We start from the raw sequence: 26,411 nt of genomic DNA on the forward strand, positions 1-26,411 counted from the left end.
GATGTTGTGGGTCAGTTCCAGTGCCCGAGCGAGACGCATAAAAAAATCCGATGCCAGTACAGGCATCGGATTTTGATTTCTTGCGGCCAAAGGTCAAGCGAGAAGGCTTAACTGATCGGCATTAGCCTCTGGAGCGCCCTTTTTTGGGGGGGACTGTTTTGGAAAGACACGGTCCCCTGTAGGAGCCAGCTTGCTGGCGATGGTCGTTAACGATAAAGCGTGTGAACTGGATAAACGCGGCGCACTTGTGTCCATCGCCAGCAAGCCGGCTCCTACAGGTGAAGATCAACGCTGACTTTTGTAGGCGCTGGCTTGCCAGCGATGGTCGTTAACGATAAAGCGTGTGAACTGGATAAACGCGGCGCACTTGTGTCCATCGCCAGCAAGCCGGCTCCTACAGGTGAAGATCAACGCTGACTTTTGTAGGCGCTGGCTTGCCAGCGATGGTCGTTAACGATAAAGCGTGCTAACTGGATAAACGCAGCGCACTTGAGTCCATCGCCAGCAAGCTGGCTCCTACAGGTGAAGATCAACGCTGACTTTTGTAGGAGCTGGCTTGCCAGCGATGGTCGTTAACGATAAAGCGTGCTAACTGGATAAACGCGGCGCACTTGAGTCCATCGCCAGCAAGCTGGCTCCTACAGGTTTCGTGTGCCATCCGGTCGGCCAATCCCTTAAAGCGCCAACCCTTGTTGCACCACGACAAGCAGATCGGTTTCCGTCAGCGCCACCGCATCCAGCTGCGCGGTGGCCTGCTCGATCGTTTGTAGCCACCAGTGCGTTTCGCCGTGTTCGTCCACGGTGCGCAACAGGGCGAACTCGTTGCCTGCGGAGTGAATCTCGACCCGCCCCTCGCCATCTGCCGTGAAGCGCGCAACCGGGTCAAGGGTGAGGCTGTGTTTGTTGCCGGTGATCACCAACTGGTCGATGGCGTAGTCGTAAGCGTCGCCATCGGGGTGACTTTCGTGAACGTGGGTGGAATTGCGCCGCAGGACCAGGCCAACCTCGGTCAGGGGCAACAGCCACTGTTCGATCCGTTGATACAGCTCGTAGACCTGGCCCGGCCAGGCGTCGATCGCTTGATCCGTGCCGGTCAGCCGGGTCTGTTTCAATTTTGCCGCGAGCTCGTCTGCCTTGCTCATGTCGATTCCCTGTATTGAGGTCTGTTTAATCCTAGCTCGTTGACGCGCAGGCAGCGCTGCCCTGGGTCATGTTTGCCGCACTGCCCGGTGGGTGGGATATCGCTGGACAAGTGGCTGCCCATTTATCATGGATAACCCCGTAAACTACGTCCCACAAAGACTGAGGGCTTTGCGGCGTTGCCCATGCCTTGCCCCGACAGGACTAACTTTTGCCCACACGCTTTAGCCACCCGGACCACACCCCAGTTGTCGCATTGAAACGCATCCCGCTGCGCAAGGCCGCGGTGTTGTTCATTGCCACGGTGTGCCTGTGCCTGTGCGGTTTGCTCTACCTGCAACTGGAACAGTCCCGTCGCCATGACCTGAGCCTGGCGCAAGTGGCGTCTTCGAACCTGACGCGAGCCATGGCGCAGCAAGCCGAAGACACCTTCATGAAGGCCGACCTGGTGCTGACCAGCCTGGTCGACTGGATTCAGGCCGACGGTTTCGGCCCGGCCCAACGACCACGCTTGCAGCAGACCTTTGCCCGGAGGGTGCTGGCGCTGAATCAATTGCACGGCATCCTGCTGTTCGACCAGAAGGGCCAGTGGGTGGTGACCTCGTTTGAAAACCTGCCCCGGGGGGCCGGGGTCGCGGACCGTGAGTACTTCAAGTATCACCAGCAGAACGCATCGTCGCTGGTGCACATCGGCCCGGCCATCCGCAGCCGGGAAAACGGCGAGTGGATCATTCCGGTCTCCAAGCGGATCAACGACAGGAACGGGCATTTCCAGGGCGTGTTGCTGGCCGGCATCAAGATGTCGTACTTCGACCAGTTCTTCAAAAGCTTCGACCTCGACGACAACGGCTCGATGTTTCTCGGCCTGACCGATGGCACGTTGTTGGCGCGGCGACCTTTTGTCGAGGCGCAGATCGGCGTGTCGCTGGCCCAGAGTGAGATATTCCGGAAGTCCCTGCTGCTGGCCACTTCCGGCAATGCGATGTTCACGTCCATCATCGACGGTGTAACGCGCCTCTACGGTTACCGACAGCTGGAGGGGTATCCGCTGGTGGTCGCCGCTGCGTCGTCCACCGAATCCATTCTCGCGGGCTGGTACGACACGGCGTTTCGCTCCAGCCTCATCGTTGCCCTGGTGTTGCTGGGCGTGGGGTTGTTCGGTTGGGTGTTCATTCATCAGGTGCGTGTTGGTGAGCGGGTCGAGTCGGATTTGCGCAGGGCCCAGGAAGCGCTGGAGCTGATCGCCACCCATGACAGCCTGACCGGGCTGGCCAACCGCCGATTGTTCGAGCGGGCGCTGGACATCGAGTTCGGGCGCGGCGCCCGGCAGGCCAGCCCCTTGAGCCTGATCATGCTCGATATCGATTACTTCAAGCGCTATAACGACACCTACGGCCATGTGGTGGGGGATCATTGCCTGGCCGAAGTGGCGCGCGCGCTGAAGAGTTGCTGCCATCGCAAGGCCGATCTGGCGGTGCGTTACGGCGGCGAAGAGTTTGCGGTGCTGCTGCCTGACACCGACCTTCACGGCGCCATGACGATTGCCGAGCAGATCCGTCGCAGCGTCATCGACAAGAACATCACTCACACCGGCTCGCCCAATGGCTATGTGACGGTCAGCCTGGGTTGCTATTCGTTCGTACCCTCGGGCCGTGACAGCATGGACGTGTTTGTCGAACGGGCGGATGCGGCGTTGTATCAGGCCAAGCATTCGGGGCGAAACCGCGTGGCAACGTTGTCGATGGCCGGCGGTGGCGAGGCGTTGATGCGTTCTGATCGTTGAGGTGTTGTGCCTGCCGGTGGTCCGTCTTTCGGGCCCGGCTGGATTGATCGTCTAGAGTTCCGTTAGCTCTGCCGATCCGGGCAGACTCCCTTACGCACGGATGATCGCCAACATGTTGCTACCACCAACATTGACAGCCGTTGCTTTGACCGTTGCAGCCGCTGCCTTATTCCCGCTGTCCAGCCACGCGCAATCGAAAATCTCCGCCGAAGAAGCGCATGCCATTGGCGTAGATGCCTACATCTATTTTTACCCGCTGCTGAGCATGGACATCACCCGCAAGCAATTCACCAACATCGAGCCGGGCAAGGAATTCGGCAAGGGCCCGATGAACATGTTTGTCAGTGTGCCGCAGTACCCGCCGGCTGATTTCAAAGGGGTGGTGCGCTCCAACTTCGACACTTTATATTCGATTGCCTGGCTGGATTTGACCAAGGAGCCGCTGGTGATCGCCGCGCCGGATACCGACGGGCGTTTCTACCTGCTGCCGATGCTCGACATGTGGACCGACGTGTTCGCGTCGCCGGGCTGGCGCACCACGGGCACCGAGGCCGGGCAGTTTCTGGTGACGCCGCCGGGGTGGACCGGTACGGTGCCTGCCGGGATGAGTCATCTGCCGGCGCCAACGCCCTTCGTCTGGGTGATCGGCCGGACCAAGACCGACGGCGCGGCGGATTACGCCGCGGTGCACAAGATCCAGGCCGGCTACACGGTGACGCCGTTGTCCCGGCTGGGCAAGGAGCCTGAAGCCGTCAGCGTGAAAATCGACCCGGCGGTGGACATGAAAACGCCACCGAAGATTCAGGTCGACTCCATGTCGGCGGCCAACTACTTCACTTACGCTGCCGAGTTGCTGAAGGTGAACCCGCCGCATAGCACCGACCAGCCGATGCTGGCACAGATCAAGCGTCTTGGCATCGAAGCCGGCAAGCCGTTCAACATGGACGCGCTGGACCCGCAGATCCAGGCCGCGCTGCAAACGGTGCCGCAGGATGCGCAGGCGTTGATGACCTGGAAAGTGCCGACCCTGGCGCGGGAGGTCAATGGCTGGTCGATGAACACCGACACCATGGGCGTCTACGGCAACTACTACCTCAAGCGCGCCATCGTTACGCAGGTGGGACTCGGCGCCAACCTGCCCGAGGACGCGATTTATCCGCTGAACATCGGCGACAGCAATGGCAAGCCACTCGATGGCGCGAACAAGTACGTGCTGCATTTCAGCAAGGGCGAGACGCCGCCGGTGAGTGCCTTCTGGTCGGTCACCCTGTATGACCCGGAAGGTTTCCAGGTCGGTAACTCGCTCAATCGTTTTGCGGTCAGTAGCTGGATGCCGTTCAAGAGCAACGCCGATGGCTCGCTGGACCTGTATTTCCAGAACGAAAGCCCCGGCAAGGATCTGGAGGCCAACTGGCTGCCGGCGCCTAAAGGCTCATTCAATCTGACCATGCGTTTGTATGGCCCGAAAGCCGAGGCGCTGAATGGCAAGTGGAACCCACCGGCGATCAAGCGGCTGTAAACCCCGGACGACAAAAGGCAGCCAGCGACGGAGTGTCATCGGCTGCTTTTGTTTGTCCAGCTGCCCGTCCCGCCGCCAGCGCCACCTGTTCCACCTCCGGGGGCGCCAGTGCCACCGCCCGCGCCGCTGCCCGGACCATTGACGCCGGTGCTGCCGATTGACGAGCTGGGGCCACGACTGCTGCTGTCGTTACCCGAGGGTTCGCTGGGCCTGTTGTTGTCTGGATGCATGGTTGAGTTGCGGGTGGCGCCCGATGTCGTCCCCGTCGTGACAGTGCCATCGCCGGACGCCGCCAAGGTGGCCAGGGGCAGCGTCGATAACAATCCCGCCAAAAGCAGCGAAGTCATTCTGATGTTCATCATGGTCGTCTCCAGGGGTGAGTCGTTACCTGATGACCGCAGTGGGTCACGAACCCTGTGGGAGCGGGCTTGCTCGCGAAAGCGGTTGGTCATTCAAAAGTGATGTCGACTGACACTTCGCCTTCGCGAGCAAGACCGCTCCCACATAGGTCTCGGCGTCAGCGAACCCCGTCACCGCCCAGCTTCTGCTCAAGGTTGTGCCGCACCTGCGGCCACTCATCGTCGATGATGCTGAAGCGCACGGAGTTGCGCTTGCGTCCGTCGGGCATGATCCGCTCGTGACGCACGATGCCTTCCTGCTGTGCGCCGAGGCGCAGGATCGCGTTGCGCGATGTCTGGTTGTTTTCGTCGGTGGTGAATTGCACCCGCACGCAATCGAGCACCTCGAAGGCGTAGCGCAGCATCAGGTACTTGGCCTCGGTGTTGACGAAGGTTTTCTGCCAGCGCGTCGCAATCCAGCTACTGCCTATTTCAAGTTTGCGATTGATTCGGTCAATTTTCCAGAAGCGCGTCGAACCAATGACCTCACCGGTATCCTTGAGCACGATGACGAAGGGCATGACCGTACCGGTTTCGCGGCCATCGAGGGCTTTTTTCAGGTAGGCGTCGACGGTGTCGGCAGAGGGTACGATGGTGACCTGCAGGTTCCACAGTTCGCCCTCGGCGGCGGCCTGGATCAGCGCGTCGGCGTCGGCGTATTGCAGCGGGCGCAAGCCGATCCGGCTGCCTTCCAGGGGAGTATCCATGAGGTTGATGTTCTCGGTAGGGCGGGCGGATGTGGGGCGTCTATTACGCCGCACCCGGGACCACCGACGCAACCACCGGCACGTGCAGGTGTCACACGTCAGGCACCTCGTCCCCAGGAGTGTCCGTTCATGAAGAAGCTGCGGATCGCCACATTCAACGTCAATGGCCTGCGCGCACGGCTGCCGAATCTGCTGGCCTGGCTTGAGCGGGAAAAACCGCACATCGCCTGCCTGCAGGAGTTGAAGGCGGTGGACAGCGCATTCCCGGCGGCAGAACTTGATGCGGCCGGCTACGGCGCGATCTGGCAGGGTCAGGCGTCATGGAATGGGGTGGCGATCCTGGCACGGGATGCGCAGCCGCTGGAAAGTCGGCGCGGGTTACCTGGCGATGACAGCGACAGTCAGAGTCGTTATCTGGAAGCCGCCGTCCACGGGGTTCTGGTGGGTTGCCTGTACTTGCCCAACGGCAATCCTCAGCCGGGGCCGAAGTTCGAGTACAAGCTGGCGTGGTTCGAGCGGCTGATCCGTCACGCGCAGACGCTTCAAGGCAGCGAACATCCGGTGGTGCTGGCGGGCGACTACAACGTGGTGCCTACCGACCTGGACATCTACAACCCGCGCTCGTGGCTCAAGGACGCCTTGCTGCAACCGGAAAGTCGCGAGTGCTACCAGCGGTTGCTGGACCAGGGCTGGACCGATTCATTGCGGCATTTGTATCCGCAGGATCGGCTCTACACCTTCTGGGATTACTTCCGCCAACACTGGCAGAAAAACTCGGGACTGCGCATCGACCATCTGCTGCTCAACCCGGCCCTGAGTCCGTATCTGCAAGACGCCGGGGTGGACGCGTGGGTACGCAACGAGCCCCACGCCAGTGACCACGCGCCGACCTGGATTCAATTGGCTTCTCGCAAGCGGCGTTGAGTATTTTTATGCCGGGTGATTGGCTAAATCAATTGTCGGCGGCAGTGCCTGATCCCGTATACATAACGGCCACTGGCGGAGCAATCCGCCGCTTGCGTGCAAAAGGATTGAACGATGAGCGAGCCACGTCTGACCGACCGTGCTTTGTATCTGCGCCGCCTGGGCTTCGATGCACCCCCGGCACCGACCCTGGAAACCCTGCGCCAACTGCAACTGCGCCATACCGGCGTCTTCCCGTTTGAAAACCTCACCACGTTATCCGGCGAACCGGTGCTGATCGACTTGCCGTCCATCGAGCGCAAGGTCTTGCACGATGGCCGTGGCGGTTACTGCTACGAACTCAACAACCTGTTTCTGGCCTTGCTGCAAGAGCTGGGTTTCGACGCTCGAGCCATCAGCGGCCGGGTAGTAATGGGCCAGCCGGAAGGCGCCTGGACCGCCCGTACCCATCGCCTGAGCCTGGTGATCATCGACGACGTGCGCTACATCACCGACGTCGGCTTCGGTGGCATGGTGCCGACCGCGCCACTGCTGCTCGATTCCCGCGCCGAACAACTCACCCCGCACGAACCGTATCGCATCGACCTGCATGTCGACGGCTTTACCCTGCGGGCCAACGTTGCGGGCGAATGGCGAGCGATGTACATCTTCGACCTGCAACGCCAGGAAGATATCGATTTTGCAGTCGGTAACTGGTACGTCTCGACCCATCCCGAGTCGTCTTTCGTCAAGCAACTGATGGTGGCACGCACCGGGGAGGGGTGGCGCCGTACGCTCAACAACGGCAGTTTCGCGATCCACCGCATTGGCCATGACAGCGAGCGGCGGCAGGTGGCGGATGTGCAATCGCTGATTGAACTGCTGCACCGTGAGTTTGGCATTCAGGTTCCGGAGCATGGGCAGTTGAACTGCGTGCTCGAACGCTTGGTTTCAGAGCCAAAGTAGGTCTTTCATTGTATGCACTGTAACGGGGCCGAACGTATCGATCGGCCCCGTTTTTGTTTTCAGTATGGTGCTGAAAAATAGCCACCGTCTTCACCGACGCTCCAGTCGTTCCGATGATGCAAACAAGCGGAAGACCCCTGTCATTGCTGGTGGTTACGGCATTTAGTCGATCATCTCCGGCGTCCTGTACTGCATTCAATTGTCCATGCCAGCCAATAGCGGCGCGTTTTTTGCCTTGTGATTGGCGTTTCTGGCAACGCTGCGCCGGTCGTCAGGAAATCCATGGATTCGTATGCAAAAAAGCAGGCAATGGAGTGACATGTTTAAAGGTTTTTCAAGACGTGATTGCCCGCTGGCGCTGGGCTGAATGGCCGTTCGGCCATTATGTGACTGATAAGTTGTATACAACTCTATAGACATTTGTCCTGACTATTGAATACAGTGTGCGCATAACAAAAACCAGGGAACCCCCTACCATGAAAACGCCCCATGTTTCACACCAACGGCCCGAGGACGAAAACCTAGGGATCGGCGCGAATATGGCTTATGGCCTGCAACATGTTCTGACCATGTATGGCGGTATCGTCGCGGTGCCATTGATCATCGGCCAGGCGGCCGGTCTCTCGCCGGCGGACATCGGTTTGTTGATTGCTGCTTCATTGTTTGCGGGGGGGCTGGCGACGCTGCTGCAAACCCTGGGTCTACCGTTTTTTGGTTGTCAATTGCCGCTGGTACAGGGCGTATCCTTCTCCGGCGTCGCGACCATGGTGGCGATTGTCAGCAGTGGCGGGGAGGGCGGGTTTCAGTCGGTGCTGGGGGCGGTGATAGCGGCGTCTCTGATCGGATTGCTGATAACCCCGGTGTTCTCGCGTATCACCAAGTTCTTCCCGCCGTTGGTGACCGGCATCGTGATTACCACCATCGGCCTGACGCTGATGCCGGTAGCCGCGCGCTGGGCCATGGGCGGCAACAGCCACGCACCGGATTTCGGCAGCATGGCGAACATCGGTCTGGCGGCGGTAACGCTGGTGCTGGTGCTGCTGCTGAGCAAGATCGGCAGTGCGACCATCTCTCGCCTGTCGATTCTGCTGGCTATGGTCGTCGGTACGGTGATCGCGGTGTTCCTTGGCATGGCGGATTTCTCGTCCGTGACCCAGGGCCCGATGTTCGGCTTCCCGACACCTTTCCACTTCGGCATGCCGACTTTCCACTTCGCTGCGATCCTGTCGATGTGCATCGTGGTGATGGTGACGCTGGTGGAAACCTCGGCGGACATCCTGGCTGTTGGTGAGATCATCGGCACCAAGGTTGACTCCAAACGCCTGGGCAACGGCCTGCGCGCCGACATGCTGTCGAGCATGTTCGCGCCGATCTTCGGTTCCTTCACCCAGAGCGCCTTCGCCCAGAACGTCGGGCTGGTGGCGGTGACTGGCATCAAGAGCCGCTACGTGGTGGCCACTGGCGGTGCGTTCCTGGTGCTCCTCGGCCTGCTGCCATTCATGGGCCGGGTCATCGCCGCCGTGCCGACCTCGGTACTGGGTGGCGCCGGCATCGTGCTGTTCGGCACTGTCGCGGCCAGCGGCATTCGGACCTTGTCCAAGGTCGACTACCGTAACAACGTCAATCTGATCATTGTCGCCACCTCCATCGGCTTCGGCATGATCCCGATCGCTGCGCCAAACTTCTACGATCATTTCCCAAGCTGGTTCGCGACCATTTTCCATTCGGGCATCAGCTCGTCGGCGATCATGGCCATCGTGCTGAACCTGACCTTCAACCATCTCACCGCCGGCAACTCCGATCAGCAATCGGTGTTTGCGGCCGGAACCGAGCGGGTGCTGCGTTATCAGGATCTGGCGGCGTTGCGTGAAGGGGACTACTTCAGCGAAGGTAAACTGCACGATTGCGACGGCAAGGAGATTCCGGTGGTTGAGGCGGACCACGGGCATGGCGAGCCACGCGCGGTGCATGCGAAAAATAGTGAGCATGTCTGACAACAAGGCTTGATGAACGAGGCCGATTTACCAACAGGTAGATCGGCCTTTTTTTTGTATTCGGGAAATGCATCGGTATCGCTGGTTGTTAACCAGAATAAGAATGTCACCTGGGTATACCGAGTGTTTCGCAGGCAGACTTGATTTAATGCTATTTGTATTAATGTGTTGCTTCGAATTGTGTAAAAAAAATTGCAGCTATTAAGTCTGGTTTCCTACGTGCGGAGTTGAATAATTACATTTCGCTGTTTCTTTTAAGTGGTTAGCATTGTCTGGCAGTTTTCAAGGTCTGCTCTCAAAAAGTTGATAGCTCCTCTCGAAATTGAATGTAATAACTTGGACGTGGAATAATCATGGAAGATATCGAAATTTATAGTCCGGCCAGTCATGAGGGCGCTCAACCTTCGATTGACGTGAATTCAGGGAAGCGTGAGGAGTCGGTTTATCAACCAAGGCTAGTAGTCACGCCAGAGCAGTTGCTGGAAATAAAGCAGTATGTACGGCTTGGGCGAGCGCTACCGACTGAGCGAGAAGAAATAGAGAAAAACCTGGGAGGGGTCATTGATCATCCGAATTTTGGGTGGTTGGAAGTTCAGGATTTGAATGTAAAAGTAAAAGATCACGCTGCTGGGTGGCCTTCTATAGAAAATGGATTGATTCAGGTCGGTAGTGGATTGAGCGGATTAGCAAAGGATCTGGTTAATTTTAGTCAGAATCTGGTCCGCGACATTGAGCAGATGCCCATTGTCGAGCGCCTCAAGCCATATAATGATCTGGAGGTCGAGAGCGCGCCATTCATGGCATTTGACCAGAGCGATGTGGCTATTCATGCGCAGCTTGGGTTGGTGTTCGAAGATCTTAAAGGAAGTGTGGTTGTTGCCAGTAAGCCAACATTGGAATTGAAAGTTGAAATCGAAAATTTCAACAGAGTATTGAATGATAAGCTCATTCCATTGATAAGTGAGAAGGTCGCCAGGCTCGATACCGTTGATTTTGCGATTGATCTTGACAAGTTTCGTGCGGAACTTGATCGTGTTGAAAAAAATATCGATCAGACAAACAAGGAGTTGGTTAAGCATAGTGCGATGCAAATTGTGAAGGGGTTCGATGTTCTTGGGCTGCTTTTGAATACGCTTTTCTCCAGTCCTGAAGAGGCAGTCCTGGGTAAGGCGTTCCTTGAGAGCCAGGAAAAGCTCAATAGTTTCATCATGGAAAAACAGAGGCTGTTGAGCCAAATTGACGGTCAGGAGAAGTTGCCTGGGTTGATTCTTTCTCACAGCAAGTCGCTGGACAATCTATCCGCTCACATGGCGGCTGCCGCAAGGGCGTCGAACGCGTTGGTGTTAGTTTGGAATTCCATCGTGGCCGAGATCGACAGGTCGGCCACTGAATTTTCACTGATAGAGGATGGCGTCAGTCTGATCCGATTTAAGCAGAGTTTCAATCGCGGTATTTCCCCTTGGAGTGAAGTTCAGAATGTGGCTGATGCACTGCTGAGCTCCCTGAGGAAGGCGATCAAGGGTTTTAATGAGCAGAGTACTCTTCAGGAAGAGGGGGTGGTATGAATATGGACGGTGCAGTGATGACTCATGAGCAGCGCATGCCAGATTATTCGTTGATGAAGGCTAATAAAAAGGCTATCAATAAAATTGTTGCTCAACTGAATCTGGATTTTTCCGATTATTTGAAAGCAAAGCTTGGACGGCTTGATCATGCGATCAATGATACGCATGCAAATATCTTTGGAGTGGCAGTGGCAGTAATGCCTATGTTGAGGGAGGCTAATTTCAAGAGTTTCATGATCGAATTTCAGCGGTTGAGCAATGAGCCGGATTTGTCGGGTGATTTGCGAATGAAGACCCTGGAAGGTCTTAAAGCTGATTATATAAAAAGTGTGAATGCCGATGCGGGGAAAATTCGAGGGTTCGCGCTTGCAGTGAATGCTCATCTCATTAGTCTGGACGATATCGATATCCTGGGGGAGGGGCAAAGTGACTCAAGTATTTTGCTTGGATTCGATGAGGATATTGTGAAGGCGCTCAGTGATCTGGACAGGCGGCTTGAAGAGGTTGAGGTGCAATGCAGGATTTTAGATGATTTGATCAGTGTGATAGATGATAAAAACCTGATCGATCACCTGTTGCCATGGATTCCGGATGGCAATTTTTTCAAGAGTTTTGAGATATCTGCTCCGCAGGCTGAGCTAGTGAAAAAAGGATTGGAACTGCTGCGCAAGCTCCTTGAACAGGCTTCTGAATATATAAGGTACACCGAGATGGTGCGGGCCCGAGACGGTTTGCGGATTAAGCGTGCGCATTATTTTGAACAAAAAAATGAGTACCAGAAACTGCAGGCAGATCACGAGATCAGAGTTGATACCTTGCGGCAGGTAAAATCGATAGAAGGCCTGAAAGTCGATTATTTGTATGAAGCCAATACGTTTCTCCGTAACATCAACAACTATGCAAGCCTTTTTGATCTTGCTCCACAGACCACGATCGACAATTTGAAGGTGATCACCGACGCCGCTGTCAGCTTGTCCAAAACCCTTGAGCCAATTGCCTCGGCCTGGCGAACCTAAGAGGCGCCATAGCGAATGCCGAGCCAGATGGTCGGAGTGCGTGAATAACCGGCGATTCATCGTCCACAAAAAAGCCCCTGAGTCTTTCGACTCAGGGGCTTTTTGATGTTGCTGTCTGGCTCCACGACCTGGACTCGAACCAGGGACCCAGTGATTAACAGAGACTTGTTTTGAAATTTAATGAGGCTTCATGAAATTTCAATATCCCTGTTTATCAGGGGTTTTAGGTGTTTTGGCGTTCTTGAAATATCAAAATACTTGGTGGACATTCATTCATTCGTTGAGCAAAGTGTTGAGCAATTATAGGCTGCTCAACGATGGATGGTGTTATGGGTTACAGCGATACAGCTTTGCGCAGCTGGCGTAAGACCGGCGTGATCAAGAAGCAAGGTCAGGAGGTCATAGCGAAAACAATTTCTGAGCCGGCTGGGCCGAAAGGTGCAGGAAGCCTGCTGTTGGAGCGCAGGAGCACGGAAGCTGTCGAGGTCTACCTGGCAATGCGGGTTCGAGGCACTCAACGGCGAATCAAGCTTGGAGGCCTTTTCGACATTGGGGCTGGCGGTCGAGATTTAGGTATTGCGTATTGGCGGGAGGAAGTCGCGAGAGTATCGGGTGAGGTTCGTCAGCATGGCGATATTGATCGCTACGAGGAGCACCTTCGTCAGAGCAAAATAACAATACAAAAGCGTATCGATGCCGAGGCTTCGCGGGCGTCATTAGCAGATCTTTTTGCTGACTATATTGAGGATCGCCGCGATAAAGTATCCGCAGATCAGTTGGCGAAGTTCGAGCGATTTTTGGAAGTCGATCTGCTGGAGCGTAGCGCTTCAATATCCAGACTGAAAGCACGAGATGTTCTTCCAGTGCACGTGCTAGAAATCTTGAGAAAGGCATGGGATCGCAGTGCAAAGGGGCTTGCAGACAAGCAGCGTGCTTGGCTTCACGCTGCATTTGCCTTCGGTCTGAAAGCGGAGTATTCACTAGCTCGCACGAGCGCCAAGACATTCGGACTGACATCTAACCCGGTTGCTCTTCTCCCTAAGGAGTATGTACCCACACCAGGCACTCGTACCCTAACAGATCAGGAGCTACAACACTTCTGGGCTACCATTACCGAGATATCGACAGTCGGACCGGTTATGGCTCGACTCTTTCAGTTCATCATCGCGCTAGGTGGGCAGCGCGTCGATCAGGTAACTCGAGAACCGTGGGAGAGCTATGACTTCGAAGCTCGTACTCTTCGCTTGATCGACGCCAAAGGGAGGGGTGGGGTACGGCGCGTGCATCTAGTGCCTTTGACCGAGCGTGCTCTCGCAATTTTGACAGAGGTTAAAAAGATAACTGGCCAGCACAAATGGCCTTGGACGACCACCGGCCGCTCTCCGATTAACGTGAGCAGCCCCGTTCATGCGGTTTCAACTTGGCTAGACACTGAGTACGGTAAGCTGGATGACAAGAAAATTGAGAAGTTTGGGCCGCGCGATTTGCGTCGGACCTGTAGTCAAATTATGCAGCGCAATGGTGTGGAGGATCGACTAAGCGACCTGCTTCAGTCGCATGGTGTAAGTGGGGTTGTTGCCGATCACTACCGGAACAATCCAGCAGCTTACTTGCCGGAAAAGCTCAAGGCGGTAGAGTTATTTGATGGGGCTTTAGAGAAAATACTCAGTGCGAAGCTCATTGTGGAGTCATCTAGCGGAAAGTGACTACCGTTCGTCGCCGAGCGTAAAATGTTTGACGTTGATCGTATTTGATTAATGGGTCAATGAGGCAATGAGAAAACAAGTGGGGAGTTAACTAAAGGTCTTGTTTTGCAAGGGGGGGCAGGGCTTCCAATCATTTTTTCACCACTACATACTTAAGTTATTGGAAGGTTCTCGAACATTCCTGAAACCTACTTTTCGAATCTTTTTGGTGACTGAGTGAGGTATGTCATGAGTTTGGAACTTATAGATGCGTGGCGCCCTGCATCTTTTTTTTATGGTCGTTATCAAGTGAGTGCGACCACATGGTGGCGCTTAAGTAAAGATGAGGGGTTTCCTGCGCCGATTCGAATTGGTCGGCGAGTACGTTGGAATGTTGCTGAGTGCGATTCGTTCATTACTAACAGAAGTTAGTCGGGACATTACATTTCAATAGTCAGCGTCATAGCTGGCCCGGTCTTGGTCAATCGGTGTGAGTAGCAGGTCTCCGTTATGCGGAACCTACATGGTGGACGCTTCGTGCGTGCAGGTACTCCCCCTGTTGGCCAACCCCTATGCAGGCCGCACCCACTCGGCTCGAGTGGCAAGGAGATACACCATGCAAGCCCAGCACCCCTATCCCCCGCGCCAGCCTGCTCAATCCCCAGGCTCTACTCCAGGTCTCAGGGTTCAGTGCCTGATCAGCTCCGAGGTTCGTGCATGCTGCCTCGGGTTTGAGAGTTTCGACGGAGCCATCGCTGCGCTTGAGCGTGGTGAGCTTGGCCGAGGGGTGTGAGATGAACCTGTTCGAAGGCCATCCAGAGTTCACACCGGACCTCATCAATCGCGCCAGGCGCATCGCCAAGACCCACGGCTACCGGATACTCAAGCCACATGGGCGTATGTCGCTTTATGAATGGGGGCTGGGCGCGTTTCGCCTGATCGACGCTGAGGGCAACATCGCCGCTGGCGATAGGCATCAGCTCACTCCACGCGATGTTGCTCGGCACTTCGGAGAGATCCTGTGAGCCCACTGGCGGCCCTGCGTCGAGATGTGCTCGCACTGACCCCGGCAAACATGTTGATCGTAAGCATGACCTTGCTGGGAGTTCTCGCACTGGCATGCGTGGCGATATTCCCTGAGAGGTTCTTTGCCTGACCTGCAAGCGCGCAGATCGTCGTGACAGACAGAATGCGACATCTTTTGAATCGACATCGAGCCAGCATGAGGATCCACAATGAACCAATTTATTCGCATTGAGGAGGTCGCCACGATGATTGGCGTGTCTCGGAGAACGCTGGAGCGCATGGTCGCTACCGGTAGCTTCATCAAGCCGATCAAGCTGACAGCTCGCACATTGGGCTGGGAGAAGACAATGTTGGAAGAATATCTGAAGGAGCGCCAAGCATGCGCCCAACAATAGTGCCAGACGTAAAAAAACCGGCTGGCGGGCCGGGCTCTTCACTCAAATTCACTTCGGCAGAAACCTCGATGAACCAATCCAATTTGCCCAATGAGATTGGCACCACTACCACAGATGCGCAAGCCATCTTAGCCCCACTGGTCGAACTGATTGATCAATTTCGAAGCGTTCAGCACCTTGGCTATGTGGGGCGTTTCGAGGTAATCGTAGTACGCAGCAAGCCTGAAGAGTTCTCGTGTTCAGATGCCGAGTTCCTACGCGAGGCGATCGTCTTTTGCGGTGGTCAGGACTTGAAATTATGCTGTGCGCGCGGTCCGGACGGACATCAGTTTCAAGTCGTCGGGGCATCACACCGCCTGACAAAAGCGCTCAGGGACAAGCGCTCCGATGGTTTGGGCACAGGTCTGCCAGTCGTGTGGATCTGCCCGGTAACAGGAAGCGCATTTCCGATCAGCTCGCTCGGGCACCTTTTGGATGTGGTCGCCAGCTACGCACATCGTAGCGCTCGCAAGGCGGCGTCCCTATGAATGCCGCCATCGACGATCTGTTCACCACGATGCGTGAGCGCGGTATTGAACCTTCCGGCCAGCTGAAAATGGATGGCACCCTTGAGCGGTTCCACATCCAGGGCGACCGCGTGGGTTCCACCAACGGTTGGGCCAATATCCACCTGGACAAAAACCCAGCCGGCGCCTTCGGTTGTTTTAAACGCTATGGCGACCAAAAGTTTTCATGGAAGTCCAAGCAGCAAACAAAACCCATGACCGCCGCCGAACTGCAACAGCAGCGCGAGGAATGGGCGCGCCGTAAGGCCGAACAAAATGCCGCCACCGCCAAGCGTCACGCTGATGCATCGACGCGCGCCCAGACGATCTGGGACGCCGCCAAACCAGCGGGGGATGACTTCCCGTACCTGGCCCGTAAAGGCGTCAAGGCCCACGGCCTGCGCATTGGTCCTTGGGAATTCATCAACACCGACACTGGCGAAGTCCGCACGCTGACCAATAATGCGCTACTAGTGCCGCTGGGCGACAGGACCCGAAAGATTCACAGTTTGCAGGCCATCCTTCCAGACAAGATCTTGAACAACGGTACCCGCGATAAAGATTACCTAAAGAACGGCGCAAAAATCGGCCTGTTCCACGCCATCGGCAAACCGCACCTGTTTGACGGGCGCCCGGTGTTCATCATTTGTGAAGGCTACGCTACTGGCGCAAGCATTCACGAAGCAACTAATCACCTTGTTTTGGTCTCGTTTGATACAAGTAATCTGATGGCAGTCTCTGAAGCGATCCGCGAAAGCAAGCCCGATGCGATCATCCTGCTGGCCGCAGACAATGACCAGTGGACCACCACCCCGATCAGCAACCCAGGCGTGCACTTCGCCAAGGCCGCGATCAAGGCGGTCAATGGCTTGATCGCGGTGCCTCCCTTTGTCCAAGCCGATGGTGTTCAGGACGAAAAAGGCAAATGGTCTGGCCCGACTGACTTCAACGACCTGGCCCAGCGCGATGGCAACGATGCGGTCGCGGCGATCATCGCCGCCACACTGAACGCCTTACTGGTGCCAGCCAATGAGCCGGAATATATCCCGGACGATATTGACCTGCCGTGGGATGACATGGGCACTCCGGTCGGCTTCGATCAGTCCAACTTGAGCGCCGACTTGCCCCCAACCAGTGAACTGCCGCCGGAAAAGCCGCAGCCACCCAGCACTCCCGAAAAGCCGGGCGATGAAGACCCGCTGACCAACAACGGCTATTTCACCATTCTGGGCTACGACCACGACCGTTACTTCGTGTACGTCCACGGCAAAAACCAAGTCATGGAGTACACGGCGGCCAAATTGTCGACGGCATCGAGTCTGATCGAGCTGGATAGCCTTCAGCACTGGGAGCTGGAATACCCGAAGAAAGGCGGCGGCATCAATGCCTTGGCTGCCGCAGACAAGATCATTCAGCTCGCCCAGCGCCGTGGGATTTACACTCCCGATCGCATCCGTGGCCGTGGCGTGTGGCTCGACAAAGGTCGGCTGGTGTTCCACCTCGGCAATCGCCTCAGCGTCGACGGCGAGGCCACCCGGCTGTCTAGCATCCAAGACTCCCGCTTCGTGTACGAGGCCGGCGGCGCGATGCGCGCACCTGCCGAAGTGGCGTTGACAGACGAGGAGGGCGCATGGCTTGTCGAGACAGCTGAGCTGTACAACTGGGAACAGCGGGGCGCCGGCATCCTGATGGCGGGCTGGGCGTTTCTGGCCCCGATCTGTGGTGCCTTGGACTGGCGGCCTCACGTCTGGATCAGTGGTGAGGCTGGTACCGGTAAAAGTTCGCTGCAGAAGCAGTATCTACTAAGCCTGATTGATAAGGGCTGGGCTCTCAACGCCCAGGGCGACAGCACCGAGGCAGGCATTCGTCAGTCCCTGGGCCTGGACGCTCGTCCGGTCTTAGTCGACGAAGCGGAAACCGGGGCAGAGAATAAATCCCGAATGCAGGGAGTACTGACCCTGATCCGCCAAAGCTCGTCCGAGGGCGGGGCACAAACGTTTAGGGGCACAGTTAGCGGCCGGGCCATGGCCTATCAGGTGCGCTCGATGTTTTGTCTGGTAGCCGTGGCGCCGAACCTGACTCGTGCGACCGACATCGACCGCTTGACTCGCCTAGAGATGGTCAAGGGCGACACCTGGAAAACCAACGGCCTTTCCGACCGCCTGGCTAAGATGGATGCCGACGAGACACTGAGTCAGCGGGTTTTCGCACGAGCCATGAAGATGCTGCGGGTCGTGCGCGAGTCGGCTAAGGTTTTCGCCCGTGTGGCGGGTCAGCACTTCGGCCGCCAGCGTGATGGCGACCAGTTCGGTACGCTGATGGCGGGTGCTTGGTGCATGCAGAAGAGCTACGTGCCTTCCGAGTTGGAGGCCATGGTGATGATCAGAGGTTGCGACTGGGCCGCTCTGGGTGCTGGCATATCGGTCGACGGTAACGATGCTAGGGTCGCGCTGAACGCCATTCTCAGCTCGCACATCAAGGTCGACAACCGTCCCTACAGCGTGGGTCAGTTGCTGGAGATCATCTTCGCCAGGCCACCCACGAACCACTCAGGCGGCCTGCCAAGCTACGAGATGGCCACCCATGCCCTCACCCTGCACGGGATCCGCCTCTCCGATGGAGAGTCACCGCGTCGGCTGCTGTTCTCGATGAACTGCCGCGAGCTGGCGGTGCTGGTCGAAGGAACCGACTTCGAAACCGACTTGATCGGCCGTCTGGCCCGCCTGCCAAGTGCGTGGAAATCTAAGGTCAAGAAGAAGGGCGAGCTAGGGCCAGTCGAGAAGGTCAGGTTTGCAGGTGCTCCGACGCGCTACGTGTCGGTGGCGTTGGATGTGGTCCTCGGCACCGATGAACCAGAGGACGATGGCAAACCATTCTGATCAACAAGCTGCAGAATTGAGCCTGCCTCGTGCGTTTTTTTGCACCTGGTGATCAGCCGTCACCTGGGCAGCGTCGGTGCCACCGAGCAGATCCATGTTGCCGGTGGACAAACAGCTCGCCAGTTGAGCGCATGGCCCTTCGGCAGGGGTCAATCATCAGACTCGGCGCAAAGGCGGTGCAATTCTCATTTGTGTGATTTAGGGGAAGTTTCTGTTCCCACTTCGAGACGTGTTCCCACACCTGTTCCCAACCCATGGGAACGCTGGAGACCTTGTATTACAAGGGATGCGGCGATTTGTTCCCATGTTCCCAGCAATCCTGAGGACAGACCTATACAAAATAAATATATACCCTCCTAGCCAGAAATATAGATAGCATGCTAACGGCATGACTCTCCTATACTTCTATCTGTTTTTTATATGGGAACATGGGAACAGGAGGGTGGAAAAGCCCGTTTTCATTGGGCTTTGGCTGTTCCCATCTCCAAAAGCTGGATGGGAACAGGGTGGGAACATGGGAACAAGCCTTAGGGCAGCAATTGAAAGCCCAGCCACTCACCTGGCGAATGGGGATTTCGCGCTGACCCGAGCCATATGGACACCAGCGGCCCTCTCCACAGAAGTTTTTCGGGTGACAAGGTGACAGCGCTCCCTGGCGTGACGCTACGATCATGGGACGCCCATCGTAGGCCCGCAAGGCCGTAACCATGACCGCCGAAATGCTTGACTTACCCCAACCAATCCAGATCCGCCGCGAGGCCGCACGGACCCTGTACGTGACCACCCCAATGACTCTGGCGGAGATAGCTGCCCAGGTCGATTGCAGTGAACGCACGATGAAGCGCTGGAGCGCTGCTGATGGCGGTTGGAAGAAGGCTGGCGGGCCGAAGTTAACCGAGCGAGCCCATGGGATCGCCGACCGCATGGCAAAGGCTGCAGCGGAGTTGGAGGCCGCCCAGGTGCCGGCAGAGGATCGCCCAGCGGCCATGGCAGAGGCCCGGGAGGATATAGCTGCCGAAGATCGTGCTCAGTTGCTCGTGGCGCACCGAAATCAGCTTAAAGTCGTGGACGGCCTACTAAGCGAGGCGGTTCGATCCAGGAGCGATAACGGAGCTCGGCTGGCCTGGCGAGTGGCCCAGACGCTCGCTATCAAACAACGAGCCGAGCGCTTGGCCTGGGGCCTGGATAATGGTGAGCAGGACCACACCATTGTGATCGAGCGCATCTGACAGCCAACGAACTTCGATGATCCAAGACGATGAGGCCATCAGCGTTTTACACACGCAGGGCCGGTTGCCGTCCTTCGCGACAGGCAAAAAACGACCCATGCCGCCGGTGAGCGTCGGCAGATTAGCTGATAGCTATTTTTCGAGAAAATATAGATCCGGCTATAGGCGGTCATGTGGTTGGCTGCTTGCATATGCTTACCGATGAGTCGATTTGGTAATTATCTTGTATGGCGGCATCTCAAACTTACGGCCTGTTGAAGAAACCAGCAGTCTGGGCAAAGTCGACAAAACGCTTGTTCGCCAGGGATAGGTATTCGTTCGCTCGCCAACATAACCTGAAGCTCATGGCCTGGGCTGGTTTGAACGGCACTCCAACGATCCCCGGCTCGCGTTCCTGTACTGAGCGTAGGAGCGTGGATATCCCCATTCCGTCGAACGTCGCTTTTGTCACAAGGGATACAAAATTGCTTTGCAGTGCAATCCGATAGCTGATGCCAGAGGCCTTGCAGAAGGCATCGAGCAGATGGCGCTGCAGGAATGTCTGATCGAACACCACCATCTCTGCGCCTTGCAACTGATGAGCCTCGAGGTGTGGCTCAGCAGCTAGTGAATGATCCTCCCTCATGCACAGCACCATCTCGTCGTTGCCAAGCAGTACGGATTCCCATGCACTTCCCACTCGGCGAGATTCGAGCAACGCCACGTCGATTTCGCGATTTTCGAGGCGCTGGCTAATCGCGTCCGCGCTGCCTTCGATGTGGAACCGACACCAGCTCATCGCACGGCCGAGGTCGAGAGCACCAAGACCATGATCTCTCGCGTTGAAGCGCAGTTCGACATCAAGCCGGAACGCCTCATCGGCGATACCGCGTACGGCACCGCGCCGATGCTGGCCTGGATGGTGGAGGAAAAAGACATCGAACCGCACGTGCCGGTGTGGGACAAAACCGAGCGCAAGAACGACAGTTTTTCGAGCAACGATTTCCACTGGGATGAAGAGGCTGAGGAATACCGCTGCCCGGTCGGCAACGCATTGCGCAGCGAATGGCGAGCCTTCAAGAACGAGCGCTCACACGTCACCAAAGCCAACACCATCATCTTCCGATCCCGGCAAACCGACTGCGTTGCCTGTCCGATGAAAGCCAAGTGCTGCCCAAACACATCGTTCCGCAAGATTGCTCGCAGCGTCCATGAAGCCGCGCGTGATGTGGCTCGGCGCATCGCAGCGACGCCGGCATATCAGCGCTCTCGCCACGAGTGTAAGAAGGTCGAAATGTTGTTTGCTCACCTCAAGCGCATCCTGAAACTGGATCGCTTGCGGCTACGTGGCATGAGTGGCGCGACCGACGAGTTCACGCTGGCCGGCCGCGGTGCAGAACCTGCGACGGCTGGCCAAACTGACCTCTCAAGGGCCACCGCTCACGGGATAGGTGCGTCTGCACGAAGCAAAAAACCTCAAATTAACCCAATAACCGAGCAGCAAAGGTCAACGAAGCGCCGAAAAACCACGCAACGTGGTGAATAGGTTCTCCAGAGGTGGCCGTGCCTGAGTTCAGGCGAGCTGAAAATCCGACTGTTTCAACAGAATCGGCCGATGGCGGTCGCTCGAGAGTTACTGCATGTAAGGCAGCAGCCTACTCATCCGTGTATCGGATTGCTGTGCCGCTAAAAGTGATCTTTTCCCAGCCCATCGAAGAGCTGACGGTGGTGGCGTAAGCGTTGGCGTTGAGGCCAGTAGCCGTTGCGGAACCGTACGCCGAGCCAGTGCTGTTACCAACCGTTACTTGGCCATAAGGCTTGGTGCCCTTACCGGTTAGTACAATTGCGTTTGCGCCAATCCTTGCGGCTTCTTCCTTCATGGCCGTAATCGCAGCGGCCTCAGTCTTTGCTTTCGTGAAGTAATCATCTGTTGCCGCGACGCCCTCAACCAGCGCAATTACGCTGTGCTTTTTCTGCGGTGGTTCCAGGAGCAGCGAGATCGAGCCTGGGTTTGTGGGGGGTAGCACACCACCTTCACCGATCAAAACGGATGTGCCGCTTGTAGAGCATCCAGTGATCAGAGTCGCGAGCATTAAAATCAACACTTTTTTCATAAAACCTCCCTTGGCCAACTCAAAATATGCCCCGATAACTACTCAGCTGACGAGAACTCACTATAGGAGCTGTCTACCGTTGATTAATTTCGATCTTCTGAGTCGGATCGGGGCTGTATTTTTGACGCTTCAGATTCGGATCACTCAAGGCTAGGCAAAAGAAAAATATCTCTGCTTCCCCACAGCCGCCGTGTAGTGCGCATTCGTTCGCCTGCATATGGTCGAGGAGGATTTCCCTTCCCTGGGACACACAAAACGCGTTCGCCTCCTTCAACGCTTGCCCTTTCGCGGAGGCAGGACCACCGAATGGAACACGCGTTGAAATCGTGTAGGTGTCTGGGCCAACTTTTATGGGGCCAGAGTCAGCACAACCCGCCAACATCGCCACCACCAAAGCACCTACGAACAATTTCATATCGTTCCCTCGTTAAGATGTGGCGAGACTCTATCACCAACGCGAGAGCAGCACGAAAGCCGCGTAGGAGTGGGGATCTTCAGGTTCTTGGTCAGCTCTCTATCTAGGAGAAATGTCGATTCCGAGTGACGGCAATTGGCCGGTTGAATCCACATCCGATAGCCGTCACTCCGGCGTCATCATCACCGCGAGCGTCATCTTGATGAACTCCTCGTTGCGGTCGATCGCATCCAAGGCTCCGCGTACGTTTTCAGCGACATCTACAGCTCCCCTCTGCTCGACCCAATTCGTGAGTTCCATGATGGCGGCTTCTAGGGCGAGTTGGTTTTCATTGATCTTGAAAAGAAGGGAAGGGAGCAAGTCTGAATTGGGCATCGTAATTCCTCAGTGAAAAGGAAAGCGTAGCAGCATGAAAAACTCATCGAGCGAATCGATTGATGGAGGCTGGACACCTGTGTGCAGGGTGATTGGACCGCTGTGATAGTGTTCGGGATTGGAGCCGAAAACGGTTGCTTAAAATTTGCTACAGGGGGTGAGGGAGAAGGTGGAATTTCGTTGTGGTCGACCGGCAGCAGGCGACCCATGCGCCGGTCGTGACCGGTGGAATTTGCGTGATACAAACCTTTGACGTCGTAATTTGGTTAGCAAGTTGAATCCAGCGCGCTTCGTCGTCCTCCTAGTGACTGCACCTACTCTCAGCATCCAAACCTGCATGAGATTAAGTGTAGGTAGACTTAAAAAATATGGTTTGAAGCTCTTACCCCCTGCTAATACATTTCGGTCAACAAAAACAACTCAGGGGTACAGTCTCATGTCGTCGCTTAACGCGCAGTTGGCCACCGTTGACGCTTCCAATCCACGCAACGCGTGCTGGAATGCTTATCGGGAACGAGCACTGGCCGCTGGCCAGGAGTTTATCAAAGCTGTTGATTTGGCTGCGTCGACAATTCGCGAACGTCGCTTCGAGTCAGAAGCCCAAGGACTTGTGACCGACGAAACCATGCAGGCGATGGTCGAGGCCGGCGTGTTCCGCACTTTCACCCCGTTGCAATACGGCGGCTTGGAAGTGGATCCAGCATCCTTCTTCGAAGGCATCATGAAAGTCGGTGAGGCGGACAGTTCTGCCGCGTGGATCGCTGGTCAATTGAACTGCCATGCTTTTGAAATTGCGCTGATGGACAAGCGTATGCAGGATGAGTTCTGGGCGGACGGCCCGGACACTCGTGCCTCCAGCTCATATGCACCGATTGGTAAACCAGAAAAAGTAGAGGGTGGATATTTGCTCAATGGCACCTGGACGTTCTCCAGCGGTGTCGACCACGCGCAATGGGTCATTCTCGGCGGCGGCGCGCGCAACTTCATCGTGCCGATCAGTGACGTCAGTATCGACCACAATAGCTGGGATGTATCGGGACTGAAAGGCACTGGCAGCAAGGCCGTGACCCTCAAAGACGTCTTTGTGCCAGACTATCGTATCCATGAACTGGTCGACACCTACAACGATGCCAACCCGGGTTGGGAGGTGAACAACCGTCCGCTTTACTGGATGTCGTTTCTGGGGATTTTCAACTCGACTGCCACCAACACAGTGATCGGTACCGCGATGTGCGGTGTGAATACCTTCATTGAGCAGTCCCGGGTGCGCCTGACTCGTCAGGGCACGGGCGCGCCGATTGCACAAAACCCCTTCTTGCACCTGAAACTGGCCGACGTACTCACCAAGGTCAACGGTGTGCGTGAGCGCCACCTGAATAACTGGAAAGCACTGTTCGAAATCGCCTGCCGTGGTGAAGAAGCCTCCCCGCTGGAGCGTATGCGCGTGCGTTTCGAGTCGGCCGATGCCAATGCCACCTGCTTCGAAAGCATCGCTTTGCTTTGGCCGATTGCCGGTGCGGCAGCCTCTGCTTCAGACAACATCCTGCAACAGGTTTTCCGCGACCTGATGGCTGCGCGTAACCACGGTTCGGCAGGTCGTGAGCTGGCGGCGGGTCAGTACATCAAGACAATGTTTGGTATGGCGCCGGCACCATTCAGCGATTTCGGCACCTTGGCTTACTACAAGTAAGCCTCGCGGTTGCGCCAGCCTGGCTGCGCGCAACCGTTCCCCATTTTTGCGAGCATGCTCGCGTGCATGCTGCCTAATATCTTGGCCCTCAGCTAAGCAAGGATATCTAAATGACTACTATCAACGCGCTCGCTGCGGATTCTCAGGTAATTGAGCACGGCGATCCGTTGGCCGATGGCCGCGCTTTTCGCCGTTGTCTTGGTCAGTACCCCACCGGTGTGTCGATCGTTACCGCGCGGCATGGAGAAAAGACTGTCGGCATGGCCGTCAACTCCTTTGCCGCCGTGTCGCTTGATCCTGCATTGGTGCTTTGGTCGATCCGTTGTGAGTCGGGTAGCGCGGCGGCCTTTCTGGAAGCGAGCCACTTCGCGATCAGCGTGTTGTCTTCCCGTCAGGTTGAAGTGTCGCAGCTGTTTGGCTCTGGCCATGAGGACCGTTTCAAATTGACCTCCTGGACGGCCGGTATCGGCGGTGCGCCATTGATTGACGGGGCCATTGCGCACCTGGAGTGCCGTTTAGCCAAGGTGTATGAAGGCGGCGATCATTGGATTCTGATTGGTCAGGTTGAGCGTTACACTCGTTCTACTGGAGAACCGCTGGTGTTTGCCCAAGGGCAATACGCTGTTAGCCAGAACCACCCGCAGTTAGCTGCAGCGGCTCGTGCAGCCGGCACCTATGAGCCGACGCGGGAAAATCCGCTATTCACTAGCCTGTTGACCAGCACGAGTCAGCATATGTCACGACTATTCCAGGAACACCGTCAGGCTCTGGGCGTAACGCCGGCCACCTCGCGTGTACTGAACTTCCTGTCTCAAGGCGCGGCCAGCATTGATTCGCTGGAACACGATACATTGCTTGGTCGTGGCGCGATTGAAGATGCCCTCAGCGAGTTGATCAAGCAGGGTTTTGTCGAGGTAAACGCCGGTGAGTACTCGCTGACAGCCGCGGGCCTTGAGAAGCGTCTGGCCTTGACTCAACGGGCCGTTGAGTTCACTGCAGAACAATTGGATGGTATCTCGGATGCTGATCTCGCCGCTGCAACGCGGGTGATGGGCAAGTTATTAAGCAACTGATCCGGCGGTTCGAAAGCACTATTCAACCAGGGCGAAGTGTCCTGGTTTTTTTTGTCTGTGTACTTAGACTGTTTTCCAGATGGCTTCAGTTTGTTGATGACAGTCTTCAGCTTCGCGCATTAACCATTGCTTGAATACACGAACTTTATAGTCGTGTGCCGCACCTGTGGCATGAGTGACGTAATAGCCGCGCGCTGAGGTGAACGTCTGGTTGATGGCCTGCACCAAGCGTCCTGAGTTCAGTTCGGCCTGGAAGAGAAACAGCGGGACCAGTGCAAATCCCATCCCACCCATGGCCGCTTCCGCCAGCAATAGCAATTGGTGAAATCGTGGAGCCAGCGCCAGATCGGGCTGCGCCAGACCATAATGCGTAAAGTACTCTGCCCAGAAGCTGGTATCAGCACTGGCGGTATGGGTCAGCAACGGGCGGCCGAGAAGATCGGCGGGGCTATTGAGTGTTTTAACTGCCTTGAGTTCAGGGGAGCACACCACTCCCATCAGCGTGCCAACTGGCAGTGCTTCTGCGCTTATGCCCGGCCAGTTACCTTTGCCATAACGAATGGTGAGTTGCGATGTTTCGGCATGGGCACCCGATTCGGCTTCGCTGCTTAGTATATGCACGTCAATGTTTGGATGTTTGCGCTGGAAGGCTGGCAAACGAGGCATCAGCCAGCGGATCGCGAACGCTGAGTTCACCACCAGTTGCAGTGCCTGCGCACGCTCTGCCTGTTGGATCTTGCGGGTGGCCGTAGCGATGAGTTCAAGCGCATGACTCACCTCTTTGTAGTAACCCTGGCCTGCCTGCGTCAGGGTGATAAAGCGGCCATTACGGTTGAATAGCTGTAAGCCAAGCTCTTGCTCAAGAGCTTGCACCATGCGGCTGACCGCACCTTGAGTCACGTGCAGTTCCAGTGCTGCAGCGGTGAAACTTTGCAGGCGAGCGGCAGCAACGAAACTACGTACAGCATTGAGGGAGGGTAATCGTTCCATAAATCATAGTACCCAGCCTGCCAGG

The 26,411-nt window shown here is 56.4% G+C and carries 22 protein-coding genes and 2 pseudogenes; 16 read left to right on the top strand and 8 right to left on the bottom strand.

The annotated features are described in order from the left end of the window. Positions 1-674 precede the first annotated feature (674 nt). Complete coding sequence (locus tag KGA88_RS16380) at positions 675-1,142, bottom strand: hypothetical protein (RefSeq protein ID WP_110663317.1); 468 nt, start codon at positions 1,140-1,142, stop codon at positions 675-677. A 209-nt stretch (positions 1,143-1,351) separates the two neighbouring features. Here KGA88_RS16380 and KGA88_RS16385 point away from each other — a divergent pair, with 209 nt between their 5' ends. Both KGA88_RS16385 and KGA88_RS16390 read left to right on the top strand, forming a co-directional pair. Next, the gene (locus KGA88_RS16385) at positions 1,352-2,923 is read left to right on the top strand and encodes a GGDEF domain-containing protein (RefSeq protein ID WP_223592661.1); all 1,572 of its coding nucleotides are present in this window, start codon (positions 1,352-1,354) and stop codon (positions 2,921-2,923) included. 112 nt (positions 2,924-3,035) lie between these two features. Then, the gene (locus KGA88_RS16390) at positions 3,036-4,442 is read left to right on the top strand and encodes a DUF1254 domain-containing protein (RefSeq protein WP_223592663.1); all 1,407 of its coding nucleotides are present in this window, start codon (positions 3,036-3,038) and stop codon (positions 4,440-4,442) included. Positions 4,443-4,477: 35 nt separating this feature from the next. On the opposite strand, the gene KGA88_RS16395 is transcribed toward KGA88_RS16390, so the two are convergent. Together KGA88_RS16395 and KGA88_RS16400 are read right to left on the bottom strand one after the other, a co-directional pair. Next, the gene (locus KGA88_RS16395; RefSeq protein ID WP_223592665.1) at positions 4,478-4,804 is read right to left on the bottom strand and encodes a hypothetical protein; all 327 of its coding nucleotides are present in this window, start codon (positions 4,802-4,804) and stop codon (positions 4,478-4,480) included. 155 nt (positions 4,805-4,959) lie between these two features. Further along, a complete protein-coding gene (locus tag KGA88_RS16400) occupies positions 4,960-5,547 on the bottom strand; it encodes a GNAT family N-acetyltransferase (RefSeq protein WP_110661316.1) in 588 nt (195 codons plus the stop codon). A gap of 129 nt (positions 5,548-5,676) precedes the next feature. Between KGA88_RS16400 and KGA88_RS16405 the strand changes: the two genes are divergently transcribed. The 11 genes from KGA88_RS16405 to KGA88_RS16455 all read left to right on the top strand — a co-directional run bounded on the left by KGA88_RS16405 (position 5,677) and on the right by KGA88_RS16455 (position 19,750). After that, positions 5,677-6,471: an exodeoxyribonuclease III gene (locus tag KGA88_RS16405; RefSeq protein WP_223592667.1), complete on the top strand. Its 795-nt coding sequence runs from the start codon at positions 5,677-5,679 to the stop codon at positions 6,469-6,471. A 114-nt stretch (positions 6,472-6,585) separates the two neighbouring features. After that, positions 6,586-7,416, top strand: a complete 831-nt coding sequence (locus KGA88_RS16410; protein WP_223592669.1) for an arylamine N-acetyltransferase family protein — start codon at positions 6,586-6,588, stop codon at positions 7,414-7,416. Between the two features lie 476 nt (positions 7,417-7,892). Beyond that, positions 7,893-9,410, top strand: a complete 1,518-nt coding sequence (locus tag KGA88_RS16415; protein WP_223592671.1) for a nucleobase:cation symporter-2 family protein — start codon at positions 7,893-7,895, stop codon at positions 9,408-9,410. 353 nt (positions 9,411-9,763) lie between these two features. Continuing rightward, positions 9,764-10,975: an alpha-xenorhabdolysin family binary toxin subunit A gene (locus tag KGA88_RS16420; RefSeq protein WP_110659569.1), complete on the top strand. Its 1,212-nt coding sequence runs from the start codon at positions 9,764-9,766 to the stop codon at positions 10,973-10,975. Continuing rightward, entirely contained in the window at positions 10,972-11,991 is a 1,020-nt protein-coding gene (locus KGA88_RS16425) for an alpha-xenorhabdolysin family binary toxin subunit B (protein WP_223592673.1), read from the top strand. The genes KGA88_RS16420 and KGA88_RS16425 overlap by 4 nt, the downstream gene beginning before the upstream one ends. 329 nt (positions 11,992-12,320) lie before the next feature. Further along, entirely contained in the window at positions 12,321-13,697 is a 1,377-nt protein-coding gene (locus KGA88_RS16430; RefSeq protein ID WP_223592675.1) for a site-specific integrase, read from the top strand. A gap of 773 nt (positions 13,698-14,470) precedes the next feature. Further along, positions 14,471-14,701: a hypothetical protein gene (locus KGA88_RS16435; RefSeq protein WP_223592677.1), complete on the top strand. Its 231-nt coding sequence runs from the start codon at positions 14,471-14,473 to the stop codon at positions 14,699-14,701. A 210-nt stretch (positions 14,702-14,911) separates the two neighbouring features. Beyond that, the gene (locus tag KGA88_RS16440) at positions 14,912-15,097 is read left to right on the top strand and encodes a helix-turn-helix transcriptional regulator (RefSeq protein WP_223592679.1); all 186 of its coding nucleotides are present in this window, start codon (positions 14,912-14,914) and stop codon (positions 15,095-15,097) included. Further along, positions 15,082-15,624: a hypothetical protein gene (locus KGA88_RS16445; protein WP_223592681.1), complete on the top strand. Its 543-nt coding sequence runs from the start codon at positions 15,082-15,084 to the stop codon at positions 15,622-15,624. Before KGA88_RS16440 ends, KGA88_RS16445 begins: the two co-directional genes overlap by 16 nt. After that, a complete protein-coding gene (locus KGA88_RS16450; RefSeq protein WP_223592683.1) occupies positions 15,621-18,521 on the top strand; it encodes a toprim domain-containing protein in 2,901 nt (966 codons plus the stop codon). The genes KGA88_RS16445 and KGA88_RS16450 overlap by 4 nt, the downstream gene beginning before the upstream one ends. Before the next feature lie 707 nt (positions 18,522-19,228). Continuing rightward, positions 19,229-19,750 carry a DUF1804 family protein gene (locus tag KGA88_RS16455; RefSeq protein WP_223592685.1) on the top strand — a complete coding sequence of 174 codons (522 nt, stop codon included), beginning with the start codon at positions 19,229-19,231 and terminating at the stop codon, positions 19,748-19,750. A 244-nt stretch (positions 19,751-19,994) separates the two neighbouring features. Here KGA88_RS16455 and KGA88_RS16460 read toward each other — a convergent pair. Then, positions 19,995-20,507, bottom strand: a pseudogene (locus tag KGA88_RS16460) (LysR family transcriptional regulator substrate-binding protein); the annotation flags it as partial. Between KGA88_RS16460 and KGA88_RS16465 the strand changes: the two are divergent. Continuing rightward, a pseudogene (locus KGA88_RS16465) lies at positions 20,505-21,180 on the top strand (transposase); the annotation flags it as partial. The pseudogenes KGA88_RS16460 and KGA88_RS16465 overlap by 3 nt on opposite strands. Before the next feature lie 204 nt (positions 21,181-21,384). On the opposite strand, the gene KGA88_RS16470 reads toward KGA88_RS16465, so the two are convergent. From KGA88_RS16470 to KGA88_RS16480, 3 genes are all read right to left on the bottom strand, one after another. After that, entirely contained in the window at positions 21,385-21,843 is a 459-nt protein-coding gene (locus KGA88_RS16470; protein WP_223592689.1) for a hypothetical protein, read from the bottom strand. Between the two features lie 73 nt (positions 21,844-21,916). Further along, complete coding sequence (locus KGA88_RS16475) at positions 21,917-22,258, bottom strand: hypothetical protein (RefSeq protein WP_110661027.1); 342 nt, start codon at positions 22,256-22,258, stop codon at positions 21,917-21,919. A 165-nt stretch (positions 22,259-22,423) separates the two neighbouring features. After that, positions 22,424-22,633 carry a hypothetical protein gene (locus KGA88_RS16480; RefSeq protein WP_150782939.1) on the bottom strand — a complete coding sequence of 70 codons (210 nt, stop codon included), beginning with the start codon at positions 22,631-22,633 and terminating at the stop codon, positions 22,424-22,426. Positions 22,634-22,970: 337 nt separating this feature from the next. Here KGA88_RS16480 and KGA88_RS16485 point away from each other — a divergent pair, with 337 nt between their 5' ends. Both KGA88_RS16485 and KGA88_RS16490 read left to right on the top strand, forming a co-directional pair. Next, positions 22,971-24,323: a hypothetical protein gene (locus tag KGA88_RS16485; RefSeq protein WP_223592692.1), complete on the top strand. Its 1,353-nt coding sequence runs from the start codon at positions 22,971-22,973 to the stop codon at positions 24,321-24,323. A gap of 110 nt (positions 24,324-24,433) precedes the next feature. Continuing rightward, complete coding sequence (locus tag KGA88_RS16490) at positions 24,434-25,396, top strand: flavin reductase family protein (protein ID WP_223592693.1); 963 nt, start codon at positions 24,434-24,436, stop codon at positions 25,394-25,396. A 63-nt stretch (positions 25,397-25,459) separates the two neighbouring features. On the opposite strand, the gene gcvA is transcribed toward KGA88_RS16490, so the two are convergent. Further along, complete coding sequence (gene gcvA, locus KGA88_RS16495) at positions 25,460-26,386, bottom strand: transcriptional regulator GcvA (RefSeq protein WP_223592695.1); 927 nt, start codon at positions 26,384-26,386, stop codon at positions 25,460-25,462. Positions 26,387-26,411 lie beyond the last annotated feature (25 nt).

Source organism: Pseudomonas sp. A-R-19, assembly GCF_019956575.1.
In the GTDB taxonomy this organism is placed as follows: Bacteria; Pseudomonadota; Gammaproteobacteria; order Pseudomonadales; family Pseudomonadaceae; genus Aquipseudomonas.